At 65.5% G+C, this 12309-nt stretch carries 9 protein-coding genes and 1 pseudogene; 2 read left to right on the top strand and 8 right to left on the bottom strand.

Going from position 1 to position 12309, the window contains the following annotated elements:
- Positions 1–6: 6 nt before the first annotated feature.
- From GGQ93_RS04170 to GGQ93_RS04155, 4 genes are read right to left on the bottom strand one after another with little or no spacing between them, the layout of a single operon-like run.
- On the bottom strand, positions 7–738 hold the full coding sequence (locus GGQ93_RS04170) for a TorF family putative porin (protein WP_183215305.1): 732 nt from the start codon (positions 736–738) through the stop codon (positions 7–9).
- A gap of 23 nt (positions 739–761) precedes the next feature.
- Complete coding sequence (gene kdpB / locus GGQ93_RS04165; RefSeq protein WP_054765928.1) at positions 762–2828, bottom strand: potassium-transporting ATPase subunit KdpB; 2067 nt, start codon at positions 2826–2828, stop codon at positions 762–764.
- Between the two features lie 18 nt (positions 2829–2846).
- Positions 2847–4556: a potassium-transporting ATPase subunit KdpA gene (kdpA, locus tag GGQ93_RS04160; RefSeq protein WP_183215303.1), complete on the bottom strand. Its 1710-nt coding sequence runs from the start codon at positions 4554–4556 to the stop codon at positions 2847–2849.
- Positions 4557–4574: 18 nt separating this feature from the next.
- Positions 4575–4658 (bottom strand): potassium-transporting ATPase subunit F, encoded by an 84-nt coding sequence (locus tag GGQ93_RS04155; RefSeq protein WP_082503478.1) that lies wholly within the window; start codon positions 4656–4658, stop codon positions 4575–4577.
- A 377-nt stretch (positions 4659–5035) separates the two neighbouring features.
- On the opposite strand from GGQ93_RS04155, the gene GGQ93_RS04150 reads away from it, so the two are divergent.
- Positions 5036–5929 (top strand): PA3715 family protein, encoded by an 894-nt coding sequence (locus GGQ93_RS04150; RefSeq protein WP_183215301.1) that lies wholly within the window; start codon positions 5036–5038, stop codon positions 5927–5929.
- Between the two features lie 74 nt (positions 5930–6003).
- Here GGQ93_RS04150 and GGQ93_RS04145 read toward each other — a convergent pair whose 3' ends face one another.
- On the bottom strand, positions 6004–6765 hold the full coding sequence (locus tag GGQ93_RS04145) for a hypothetical protein (protein ID WP_183215299.1): 762 nt from the start codon (positions 6763–6765) through the stop codon (positions 6004–6006).
- 202 nt (positions 6766–6967) lie between these two features.
- Here GGQ93_RS04145 and GGQ93_RS04140 point away from each other — a divergent pair, with 202 nt between their 5' ends.
- Positions 6968–7489 carry a sensor histidine kinase gene (locus GGQ93_RS04140; RefSeq protein WP_183215297.1) on the top strand — a complete coding sequence of 174 codons (522 nt, stop codon included), beginning with the start codon at positions 6968–6970 and terminating at the stop codon, positions 7487–7489.
- Positions 7490–7567: 78 nt separating this feature from the next.
- Here the strand turns inward: GGQ93_RS04140 and GGQ93_RS04135 are convergent, their stop codons facing one another.
- The 3 genes and pseudogenes from GGQ93_RS04135 to GGQ93_RS04125 form a co-directional block, all read right to left on the bottom strand.
- Positions 7568–8572 (bottom strand): amidohydrolase family protein, encoded by a 1005-nt coding sequence (locus GGQ93_RS04135; protein ID WP_183215295.1) that lies wholly within the window; start codon positions 8570–8572, stop codon positions 7568–7570.
- A 24-nt stretch (positions 8573–8596) separates the two neighbouring features.
- The gene (locus GGQ93_RS04130) at positions 8597–10537 is read right to left on the bottom strand and encodes a S9 family peptidase (protein WP_183215293.1); all 1941 of its coding nucleotides are present in this window, start codon (positions 10535–10537) and stop codon (positions 8597–8599) included.
- Between the two features lie 92 nt (positions 10538–10629).
- A pseudogene (locus GGQ93_RS04125) lies at positions 10630–12111 on the bottom strand (TonB-dependent receptor domain-containing protein); the annotation flags it as partial.
- Positions 12112–12309: the final 198 nt, after the last annotated feature.

Raw genomic sequence — 12309 nt, 5'->3', positions numbered from 1 at the left:
GTCGCCTCAGAAGCTGGCCTTCAGCGTCGCCACGGCGCGCGCGCCGTAGATGTCGCCGAAGTCGTGTTGGTCGGTGTCGTGATAGCGCAGGTCGACCGCCAGGGTGTCGGTCAGCTGATAGGCCGCGCCCAGGTTCCAGGTGGTGTAGTCGAGGTCCGAAGACACCCACTGACGGCCGACGGCGCCCGACACGGTCCATTTGTCGGCCGGGCTGACGGCGCCGTTGATCTCGGCATAGGTCGCCTCGTCCTCCGACGCGCCGAAGAAGTCGGGCGAATAATAGACCGCCGTCCCCAGGGTGGCCAATCCAAAGGGTGTCTGGCCAACGGCGCGCGAGGCTGCGGCTTTCAGCTCAACATAGTCATAGTCCGCGCCGTCCGGCTGGCCGGCGTACAGATAGCCGATGACGCCGAAGTCCAGGGCATAGCCCGCCACCTCGGGCCGATAGCCGGCGTAGAGATCGACCTCGGCGTGGGTGTCGTCGCCGAAATCGACATTGGAGGCCCAGCCGCCGGCGTAGAAGCCATTGCGGGTCAGATCGACGCCCGCCGAGATCGCCGGATCTTCCTGCGTTTGGCTGACGCCGCGGAAGACATAGTCGGACGTCAGGGCGACGTTTGCCGAAACATCCTGCGCCTTGGCCTCGCTGCATAGGCCCAGGCCTGCGATTGCGGCGATACTGGCGGCGGCGAACCAGGCGTCGTTACGGCCGGAGGCCTTGTTGAGACGATTACGCATGGAGATATCCTTGGAAGCGCGCATCAGGCCAGGCCCAGCGCGGAAATGACGAGATCGATCAGCTTGATGCCGACGAACGGCGCGATCAGACCGCCCACGCCGTAGATCAGCAGGTTGCGACCCAGCAGGGCGCCGGCGCCGATGGCCCGGTATTTGACGCCCTTCAGCGCCAGCGGGATCAGGGCGACGATGATCAGGGCGTTGAAGATCACCGCCGACAGTATGGCGCTTTCGGGACTGTGCAGACGCATCACGTTCAGCGCGCCGAGCGACGGCAGGGCGACCACGAACATGGCCGGGATGATGGCGAAATACTTGGCCACGTCGTTGGCGACCGAGAAGGTGGTCAGGGCGCCGCGCGTGATCAGCAGTTGCTTGCCGACCTCGACGATCTCGATGACCTTGGTCGGATCGCTGTCCAGATCGACCATATTGCCGGCCTCGCGCGCGGCCTGGGCGCCGGTCTGCATGGCCACCCCGACATCGGCCTGGGCCAGGGCGGGCGCGTCATTGGCGCCGTCGCCGCACATGGCGACCAGACGGCCCTTGGCCTGTTCGGCCTTGATCAGGCGCATCTTGTCCTCGGGCGTCGCCTCGGCGAGGTAGTCGTCCACCCCGGCTTCCGAGGCGATGGCCGCCGCCGTCACCGGATTGTCGCCGGTGATCATGACGGTGCGCAGGCCCATGCGACGCAGGTCGGCGAAGCGCGCCTTCACGCCCGGCTTGACCACGTCCTTCAGGTGGATGACGCCGACCAGCACGCCGTTCTGGGTCACGGCCAGGGGCGTGCCGCCCGAACGGGCGATCCGGTCCACCGCCTGACGGAACTCGGCGGGAGCCGCGCCGTCGGACAGGTTCAGATCCTTCAACACCGCATCGACCGCGCCCTTCCTCCAGCTGTCCTTGCCGACGTCCAGGCCCGACTGGCGGGTGACGGCGGTGAAGGGGATGGCGACGGCGCCGACAGGTTGTTCGACCGAGACGCCTGCGTTGCGGCCCAGCTCGACGATGGACCGGCCCTCAGGCGTCTCGTCGGCCAGGGACGCCATGACGGCCGCGGCCAGGGCGGCCTCGGGGCGCACGCCGGGAACCGGGATGACCTCGGTCGCCATGCGGTTGCCGAAGGTGATGGTGCCGGTCTTGTCGAGCAGCAGGGTGTCGACGTCGCCTGCCGCCTCCACCGCACGGCCCGAGGTGGCCAGCACGTTCACCTTCAGCAACCGGTCCATGCCGGCGATGCCGACGGCGGACAGCAGGCCCCCGATCGTGGTTGGGATCAGGGTGATGAACAGGGCGCCCAGCACCATCGGGTCCAGATCGACGCCCGAATAGGCGCCCAGGCCCACCAGGGTCACGACCGCGATCAGGAAGATCAGGGTCAGGCCGACCAACAGCACGGCCAGAGCCAGTTCGTTCGGCGTCTTGCGTCGATCCGCGCCCTCGACCATGGCGATCATGCGGTCCAGGAAGGTCGAGCCCGGCTTGGCGGTGATGCGCACCTTGATCCAGTCGGACACCACGGTGGTGCCGCCGGTCACCGCCGAACGGTCGCCGCCGCTTTCGCGGATCACCGGGGCGCTCTCGCCGGTGATGGCGGCCTCGTTGACCGAGGCCACGCCCTCGATGATCTCGCCGTCCGAGGCGATGACATCGCCGGCCTCGACCAGGATGACGGATCCGATCTCAAGATCCGACGCATTGGTCGGGATCACCATGCCGGTCTCGGGATCGACGATCAGCTTGGCCTTGGTTGTGACGCGGGTGGCGCGCAGACTATCGGCCGCCGCCTTGCCCCGCCCTTCGGCGACGCTTTCGGCGACATTGGCGAACAGGACCGTGGCCCACAGCCACAGCGCCAGTTGCACCGCAAAGCCCGCCGATTGACCGCCGGCCATGGCCGCCGCCGCCGAGATCGTGGACAGAAGCGCCACGATCCAGGTGGTGAAGATAACCGGGTTCTTGACCAGTTTGACCGGGTTCAGCTTGACGAAGGCGTCGCCGACTGCGCGCCCGATCATCGCCCCGGAGAGACCGCCCGCGAGGGGCGACGCACCGCCGCCCTCGCGGGGATCGAGTGTGATTTGTGTCATGTCAGGATGCCCGAAGGATCAGGCGCCGGCGACCGCCGCGAGCACCTGGAAGTGCTCGACGATCGGTCCCAGGGCGAGGGCGGGTAGGAACTGCAGGCCGCCGAGGATGAGGATCACGCCGATCAGCAGGCCGATGAACAGGCCGTTGTCGGTGGGCAGTGCGCCGGCGCTGGGCGCCAGCTTGGGCTTGACGACCAAACTGCCGGCGATGGCCAGAACGGCGACGGCCGGAACAAACCGACCGAACAGCATCCCCAGACCCAGGGTCGTGTTCCACCAGGGGGCGTTGGCGGTCAGACCCGCAAAGGCAGAGCCGTTGTTCGCCGCCGCCGAGGTGTAGGCGTAGAGGATCTCCGAAAGGCCATGCGGGCCGTCGTTCAGCAGCCCCGCCAAGGCGTTGGGGAACACTGCACTGACCGCCGCGAAGCCCAGGATGGCCAGCGGCAGAACCAGCACCGCGATCATGGCGAACTGGATCTCGCGCGCCTCGATCTTCTTGCCCAGATATTCGGGCGTCCGTCCGACCATCAGGCCGGCGACGAAGACCGACAGCAGGGCCATGACCACCATGATGGCGATGCCCGACCCGATCCCGCCGGGCAGGATCTCGCCCAGCTGCATCAGGAACATCTGCAAGGCCCCGCCCAGCGGCATATAGCTGGCGTGCATCGAATTGACCGAGCCGTTCGAGGCGCCGGTCGTGACCACGGACCAGACGGTCGAGGCGGGCGCGCCGAAGCGGACCTCCTTGCCCTCCATATTGACCGAGGCGTCCACCTGGGCCGCGACCAGGGCCGGGGCCGGCTGGGTCTCAATCACATACATGGCCGCGCTGGCGACGCTCAGCAGGATCAGCGCCGCCGCCGCAAGAGCGCGGACGTCGCGTCCCGCCAGAGCCGTGCGGCCGAAGGCGAAGAAGGCCGCCCAACCCATGACGTTGATCGCCACGGCGCTGAGAAGATTGGTGATGGCGTTGGGGTTCTCGAAGGGATGGGCGCCGTTGACGTTGAAGACGCCGCCGCCGTTGATGCCCAACTGTTTGATCGCCACCTGGCTGGCCGCCGGAAACAGCGGCAGGCTCTGGGACCCGCCCTCGACGCCTGTCGCCTGAACGTTCGCCGCCAGGCTCTGCACAACGCCCAGTCCGCCCAGAACGACCGCCAGCACGAAGGCGGCGGGCAGCAGCACATAGAGGGTGGTCCGCGTCAGGTCGGCCCAGAAGTTGCCGACGCCCTCGCCGCGATGGGCGACGAAGGCCCGCGCCAGGGCCGCCGCTATGGTCGCCCCGGTCGCAGCCGACACGAAGTTCTGTACCGTCAGCCCGACCATCTGGCTGAACGTCGACAGCGTCGCCTCCCCGCCATAGCTCTGCCAGTTGGTGTTGGTGACAAAGCTGACGGCGGTGTTGAAGGCCAGGTGCGGCGACACGCCCGCAAACCCCTGCGGGTTCAGCGGCAGCGAGCCCTGCAGACGCAGGATGGCGTACAGCAGCACAAAGCCCGCCAGGTTGAAGGCCAGCAGGGCGCCGGCATATGCCAGCCAGCCTTGGCTGCGTTTCGGATCGACGCCCGCCGCGCCGTAAAAGACGGCCTCGACCGGCTTCAGCATCGGGTCCAGCCAGGTCCGCTCGCCGTTCCAGACGCGCGACATATAAATGCCGATGGGCCAGCCGAGCATGACGGCCAGCCCAAGGGTCAGGGCGATCTCGCCCCATCCTTGAATGTTCATGAAATCCGTCCCGGTTCCTCAGAACCGCTCGGGCCGCAGCAGCGCCGCGACCATGTAAACGGCGACGACCAGCGCCCCCGCCCCCCAGAGCATGGCGATCATCGTCACACCCGTTTCAACGCTGTGGCCAGCAGGGCGAAGACGGCGAACGCCCCTGCCCCGATCGCCAGAAAGATCACATCGGCCATGTCGGCCTCCTCGCTCAAAGTTCGAGCGGGACAGGACCATCAAGACGCATAATGGCGCGATGTGACTCCCAGCCCTTCGCCTAAAGGATTCATAAAAACCTGGATCTATCGGCCGGTCGCCTACTAGGCCTATCGCCTGGACGAAGAAGCGCGTCGTGGCTTCCCATTGGGAGTCTCCGTCGTCGATCCGTAGGAGAATTGGTCGCTTTTGCGAGGATGGACGGCGTCCCCTACGGATCGATCCACTTGCCCCAAGCCAAGGCCCCGACTTCCCATTGACCGGGAACTTCCGTGACGAAAACGATGCTCAATATCTATCGGCAGCAGACCATAGTTCAGCGGCTGTCAAAAGCTGCGAAGGGAGAGACCATGCGGGCGGTCGGCGGATGGAGTGTGGCGACGCTGGTGTTGGCGCTGTGCGTGCCGACGCTCGCGCGTGCACAGGATCAGGAATGCGGGGACATCGGGGCGATCGTTCGTCAAGCCTACCCCAATGCGGTCGCGGACGGCGAGCGCACTATGAAAACTGGAAATCGCACGCTCACCCTGCCCTCACCCTCGTCGATAAACCCTCACGCCATCGTCTGTCGTCGCTGGCGGGGAAGGCCAGGACTGCTTCTGGTCGCCATCCCGCTTATTGCTGAGGTTGGCGTGGATTCGACGCTGGGTGATCTTGATGTGCTCGTCGTCGACGAGCCAACCGGCACGCCGCGCCATCGGCTCCGCATCCCCCACGCCATGGACGACGACGCCGTCCGGATTTCCCGGATTTCTTTCGACACTGCGCCATACCGCTTCGGGCCGGACCGACTGGCGTTTGGCGTGAGACGCGAATGGGTCGGCAGTTCGCGCCCGAACCCGTTCATGGAAACCACGCTGTCCCTCTACGAGCCACGGGGCGCGGCCCTCGCGCCAGTCTTAGACGACCTGATCGTCGAACGCAGTCAAGGGCAATGGGATCTGTCCTGCGCCGGCGAGACTGTTGTGACCGAGCGAATCCTTCGAATGGTCCCGGGCCAGAAGGGGCAGGATATTTCGGTGCTGGAGCGGATCACTCAGAGCACGTCTAGGGAGGCCAAGAACGGTGAGTGCAGCACGACCGACCAAGCGGTCGCGCCTCGCACGATCCGCCTTTCATTTGACGGCAAGCGCTATGACGTTCCCCGCCTGATCCAGCGACGCTAGCCATCTGGTCATAAGGCGACGCGAACGGCGATCTTGATGTCGCTGGTGCGCCACGACAGGTCATCCCTCCCGCGTCATGTCGCTGGACTTGATGGGACGGCGACGGGCTTCTTGGGCGGACGGGCGATCGCCTCGGCCCTTTCCAGAAGGCTTTCCGTTCTGAGGAGGCGATCGTGATCCGTGTGGATCATCCCCCGCACGATGTAGCTGCCGAGCAGGACGCCGAACCCGATAATGGCCAGCTCCGGGGCGAGGCCGGTGGCGAGCGCGCCGAGGGCCCCGGCCGGATCGCCCCCTTCCACGGCGGACCTGAGATTGGCGGCCGCTCCGACCGCAAGCTCTCCCTCCGGAGAGACGATGAACCGTACGGCGGCCGCGCTCGTCGCGATGAGACCAACGGCGATCGGTAGCTTGTCCGGGGTGCGCGCGTTGAGCTTCAACTCGAGACGCACGGATTTCAGCCGACTTGTGATCTCGTCCTTCGAGAACTGATCCGCTACCTCTCCGGCAAAGGAAGCCGCCAAATCGTGGCTGCGCTGGAACCGCCCCTGTGATCTCGCATGAAGTTCCCGGACAAGGACGCCGAAGCTGAAGACCCAGCTTAGGCCCACGAGACCGAGCCCCAGCAGGAAGGCTCCGGCAACGACCGGCTTGAGCCACGCTCTGATCGTCGCCGCGTTCAGGGCGAGAAGCCCACCCAGTATCTTGACGATCAGCGCCCCGACACCGATCACCATCATCCATTTCAACACAGTCTCAAACCGTCCCTCCGGAGCGGAGGTCCGGTTGGCGCGGCACAAGGCGTCTATCGAATAGTCGGAGTTCTTGCCTGTCATGGCGGCGGTGTGGCCTCAGAACGTAAACTTTGAGTTGTGCTCCACAGCGCGCCCCTCAACCGTCGTCCAACACGAACACCTTGTGAGGGCCGGTTGCTCCGGCCGAGGCGCCACCATGGCGCGCGACAGTCTGGCGGAACAGGTGCAGCTCAAGGAGGCCGAGATCCGCTCCACCTAACTGCGCCTCAGAGAGCAGGAGCGGATGATCGCCATCAACGAAGAGCGCCAGCGCCTGGTGCGCGACATGCACGACGGAGTCGGCGGCCATCTGGTCTCGCTGGCCCAGTTGAGAGGCGGCGCGCCCGATGTCGAAACCCTGCGCCAGGGCGTGCGGATCGCCATCGACGATCTGCGGCTGATCATCGACTCGATGAATGGCGTGGATGACTCGCTGGAGGTCGCCATCGCCATTTTCCATGAGCGCATGGCGCCCCGCCTGCGTCTGGTGGGTATCGAACTGACCTGGACCGCCGCGCCGGGCGCGCCCGTCGAGGGTTTCAGTCCGGAGGCCAGGATCAACATCTACCGTATTCTTCAGGAGGCGATCACCAACGCGGTCAAACACGCCCAGGCGTCCCGCGTGGACATCCGCCTTGAGAGCGAGACCGAGGCCGTCGTCATATCGGTCTCGGACGACGGCATGGGCCTGCCGCCAAGGCTGCGGGATGGCGGCAAGGGCCTGCCAAACATGAAACGCCGCGCGGAACGGATCGGCGGAACCTGAATCTGGTCCCGCTGAACCCCGGACTTTCAGTTCGGCTGCGGGCGCCCCTGCCCACCTGGTTCGCACGCCGCCCGGAGATTATGCCCCAGTTTTTAGCTCGACCTGCCTCAGCCGTAACGCCTCGGCCTCGTCTGAAGTCAGCGGCAACAAGGCCATGGCGTCGTTCAGATAGGCGTCCAGAGGGCCCGAGAACGGCCAGTCGGATCCTGGTACGAACCGATCGACGCCGATCCGTCGCATCAGATCGACCAGCCTTTCGCGATCTCCGGGCGGCGTGTCGGCGTTGAAGACCTGGGCCAGGTCGAAATAGAGGTCTGGAAAACGCTTGGGATCCGTCGCCAGCGACTGCCGGAAGGCCTCCAGCGCGTCCCAAGTGTTCGCATCCAGTCCGCCCCAGCCGCCCGAATGGGCGATGACCACCGGGACGCCGCGAGCATGGGGCAGAACCTGTTCGACAAAGATGCGCACATCCTGGGCGCCATAGTCGGAGGCGCGGGTTCGCATGTGGATCATGATGGTCAGGCCGGCGCCCGAGGCGGCGTCGAAGACGGCGGCAAGACGGCGAACCTGACCGGGATCGCGAAGATCTACGCCCGAGTTGGTCAGATGCAGCTTCAATCCCTTTGCAAAAGGCTCGCCTTTCCACGCTTCGATTTCGGCCAGAGCCTCGGGCGCCAGCGGATTGACCGAGATGAAGGCGACCAGCCGCTCGGGATGTGCGGCCGCGATGGCCACGGTGAAGGCGTTGGCGGCATGGACGCGGTCGGCCGCGTCGGCCAGCGGCGGAACCATCATCGGGCTCTCGGCCAGATAGGCCGTGGACATGATCCAAGCCGTCTGGACGCCCGTCTGGTCCATATCCGCCAGAAGATCTTTGGCCGTCAGTGGTTTGACGAAGGCTGGATCACAGGCGCTGATCCGCCCCGGACTGTCGCAATAGGCCGTCAGAATCTCCCGAATGGTCGGGGCGTGGACATGGACATGATGGTCGGTACGAACCAAAGGACGGGTCCGGGACGTGGCGGGCGCCGCAGCGAGCACGACCAGGGCCGCGCCCGCCGCGACAAGGCGTTTGAAGAACATGGAGCGTGACTGGAACCGTGTCGCCTAGCGCGCCGCCTCGCCCAGCAGGGTCTGTTTCCAGAACAGAAGGCTGGTCCAGAAATAGTAGTCCTCGTTCTCCTTCTTGTGGAAGCCGTGGCCCTCGTTCTGGGCCAGCAGGTGCCAGGCCGTGCCTCCGCGGCTGCGGACCGCGCTAACGATCTGGTCGGCTTCGGAGGCCGGGACGCGGGGATCGTTTCCACCGGTGGCGACCAGAAGCGGAATGGTGATCTTGTCGACGCTGGTCAGGGGGGAGATGGCGTGAAGCTGGGCGCGCTGAGCCGGATCCCGTTCGTCGCCGTATTCCACCCGTCTCAGGTCGCGGCGATACGACTGGGTGTTTTCTAGGAAGGTGACGAAGTTGGAGATGGCGACATAGCAGTTCGCCCCCTTCAGCCGGTCGCTGTAATGCACGGCGGCGGCGTAGCACATGTAGCCGCCGTAGGAGACGCCGGTGACGGCGAAGCGCGAGGCGTCAAGGGTGGGATCGACCTCGAGCGTGTCCAGGAAAGCGCCGATGTCCTTGACCGAATTCTCGCGCTGGAACGGGCCGTTGTCCAGATTGACGAACCGGGTGCCGAAGCCGGACGAGCCGCGCACGTTCGGGAAGAAAAGGGCCACGCCCATCTCGTTTAACAGATAGTTCTGCGCGCCCAGGAAATCGGGGCGCGTCTGGCCTTCAGGACCGCCGTGGATATCGACAATCAGCGGCCGCTTGCCGGGGAATTTGGCGGGGTCGGGCCGGTAGAGGAAGCCGGACACCGTCTCGCCGTCGAAGCTCCTCACCTCGACCAGTTGCGGCTCGACGTTGACAGCAGGGTCCAGACCGCCCGTCTCGCTATAGGTCCATTGGGTGACGGCCAGGGTGGTCGGATCGACGGAGAAGGCGTCGCCGGAGACGCGCGCGGACGACAGGCTGAGACCGATCGCGCCCCATGGGGCGATGTCGATGGCCGGGCCGATGCTGTAGGGGATGACGCCTTCCGGCAGACCTGTGACGACCCGGACGGCGCCGGTCGCGACATCCATAACCTTCAGCCGCGATATCCCAGCCTCGTTGACCGCATAGGCGATGAAGCCGCCGTCCGGAGCGACGGCGTAGTCGCTGACATCCCAGCGAGCTTCAGTGCTGACCGGAACAAAGCCGTTCCGCACGATCCGCCCCAGACGCAGGAAGTCGGAATCCTTGTTCGAGGTCGCCCAGACGGCGCCGTCGGGCCCGTACTGAGGATCGACATAGGAGACCTGTTCGACAGGGTCGGTCAGCGGCGTCATCCGGCCCGAGGCGAGGTCCAGCTCATAGACAACGGCCCTGTTGATCGACATCCGGTTCAGGACCAGGGCCTTGGTCCCGTCCCTGGAGAAGTCGGCGATGTTCCAGCCGCCGCCGGACACCTGGGCCACCAGACGGTCGGTCGAGGGGTCGGAGGGATCGACCACATAGAGGTCCATGTCCGCGCCGTTGCGACGCGATGAGGCGTAGCCGACCCGCTTGCCGTCCCGACTCCAGGCGCCGAACCAGTTGCGGCTCTTGCCGTCCGTAATCAAGCTCAACCGACCGGCGGCCAGGGTGTAGAGTTGATAGAATTCGTCGCCCCCATTGTCCTTCTGGACAAGAAGGGTCTGACCGTTCGGCGACAGGGCGCCGGCCAGGATCGGCTCGGCCTCGAAACTGATCTGGGTCCGGGCGCCGTCAGGAGCGGCGACGACGTGAAGCTGATCCGTGGCGCCGAACCGGGTCTTGATCAGCATCGACTGATCGGCGGCGTTCCAGCCCAGGAAGGTCGCACGGCGCGTCTGAAGATAGGGCTGGGTCGCCGCGACCAGATCGTCGGGCACGGCGGGAAGGCCGTCGGCGACGATGGCGGCGGGCTTGGGCGCCTCGGCCAGGGCCGCAGGAGCGACGCTCAGGGCGAGCAGGAGAACCATCGGCAGACGGGAAATCATGGCACAGACCGTGTGAAAAATGGGGGAGCAGAAGGGGAGATCGCCGGCCCAACGGAGGAGCGGGGCCGGCGATCCGGAGCGCAGAACCAGAACTAGAAGCGGTACCGCGCGCCAACCGTGACGTACCGACCGATGACGTCGTAATACGGCGAATAGAGCGACCCGACCGGCGGGTCCTTGTCGAACAGATTGGTCGCATTGGCGTACAGCTCGACCCCGTTTGCGCCGTAGTGCGCCAGGTCGGCCGTCAGCCCTAGATCGACATAGGTGAAGGCGTCGATGTGGTTGTTCGAGATGGCGACGGTGCTGTTGTAGTCGCCCGCCGAGATGTAGCGCGCGCGCAGGTTCGCGCCGAACACCTCGCCCTTCCAGCCGAGGCTGGCGTTGACCCGCAGCTTGGGCACGCCCAGGCCGAAAGAATAGCCCTGGGATTCGACATACTCGATCTTGGTCACGCCGTCGTCCGTGGTCAGGCTGTTCACCCAGGTGCCGACCAAGCGCATCATCACCCGGCCCGTCGCGCCCGGAACCCAGAGGTCGGCGTCGGAGGCGTAGGAGGCCTCGGCGTCGATCCCGTCCGTGTGGTACTCGGCCAGGTTCACATAGGTGGACATGGTGCGGACCAGATTGCCCGCCGAGTCGCGCTCGACCTTGGAGCAGAGGTCGAGGTTGCCGTTGTAGCAGCGGTTGACCAGATCCTGCGGCGCAATCGTCGTGATCACGTCGTCGATCTTGATGTCGTAATAATCCAGCGACAGGTTCAGGCCTGGGATCGAAGGCGGCGAATAGGTGACGCCCAGGGTCAGTGTATCGGCGGTCTCCGGGCGGAGGTTGGGATTACCGCCGCCGTTGTTCAGCGTATAAACTAAAGCCCCGTTCTTGGCCGGGTCATTGATGTTGTTCCAGCCGGTGGTGGTGGTGGTGAACAGCTCCGAAAGATTGGCCGAACGGATATCGCGCGACTGAGTCACACGGCCGCGGAAGCCGGGGAAGAACTCGTTGGTGGCGCCAACCTTCCAAGACCAGATCGAGCCCGTGGTGTCGTAGTCCGAGATGCGAGCTGCAGCATTGAACTGCAGGTCGTTCAGGATCGGCAGATCCTTGACGATCGGGACCAGGACTTCGGCGAAGGCCTCCTTCACGCTGAACTCGCCGGACATGGCCGAGAAGCTGAACGTCTTGAAGGCCTTGGCCGCGTCCAGCTCGCCAATGCGCTGATCGGTCTGCTCCTTGCGGGCTTCCAGGCCGACGGCGATCGACACGTCGCCGGCCGGCAGGCTGAAGGGCTCGCCACGCAGGCTGACGCCGGCGACGTCCAGCTTGGTGGTGGCCCGCTGCTGAGGCGTGCCGGTGACATAATCGATGGCTTCCTGAGACGGCGCGCCCAGGCCAAAGAGATTGATCGGCACGCAGCCCGAGTTGGGATTGGTCAGGGTCACGCGGCAGACGGCTCGACCGCTCACGGGATCGATTACGGAATCGACCGCATTGGCGAATTCGGTCTTCAGCAGGAAACCGGGCGTATCGATATTATTCTCGAACTCGCCGTGGCTGTAGTAGGCGCCCCAGCGCCAGCTGTCGCCGAACTCGCCTGACGTGACCCCCGTTTCTCATCCAGCCATAACGAGAGTCCTTTGGTGATCTGAACTGGGGTTGGTGGGGTTGGCAAGAGGCCGTTCAGCGTAGCCTCCAACCAGCGCAGCGGACCGGCCGATCTGTCCGGTGAGCGCCTCTGCGTAAGCCTGCGGCGTCAGCCATCCCAGCTGTGAGTG

It is taken from the genome of Brevundimonas aurantiaca (assembly GCF_014199955.1).
In the GTDB taxonomy this organism is placed as follows: domain Bacteria; phylum Pseudomonadota; class Alphaproteobacteria; order Caulobacterales; family Caulobacteraceae; genus Brevundimonas; species Brevundimonas aurantiaca.
Note: the sequence above shows the minus strand (reverse complement) of the source record. Positions and strands in the feature narration are given on the sequence as shown.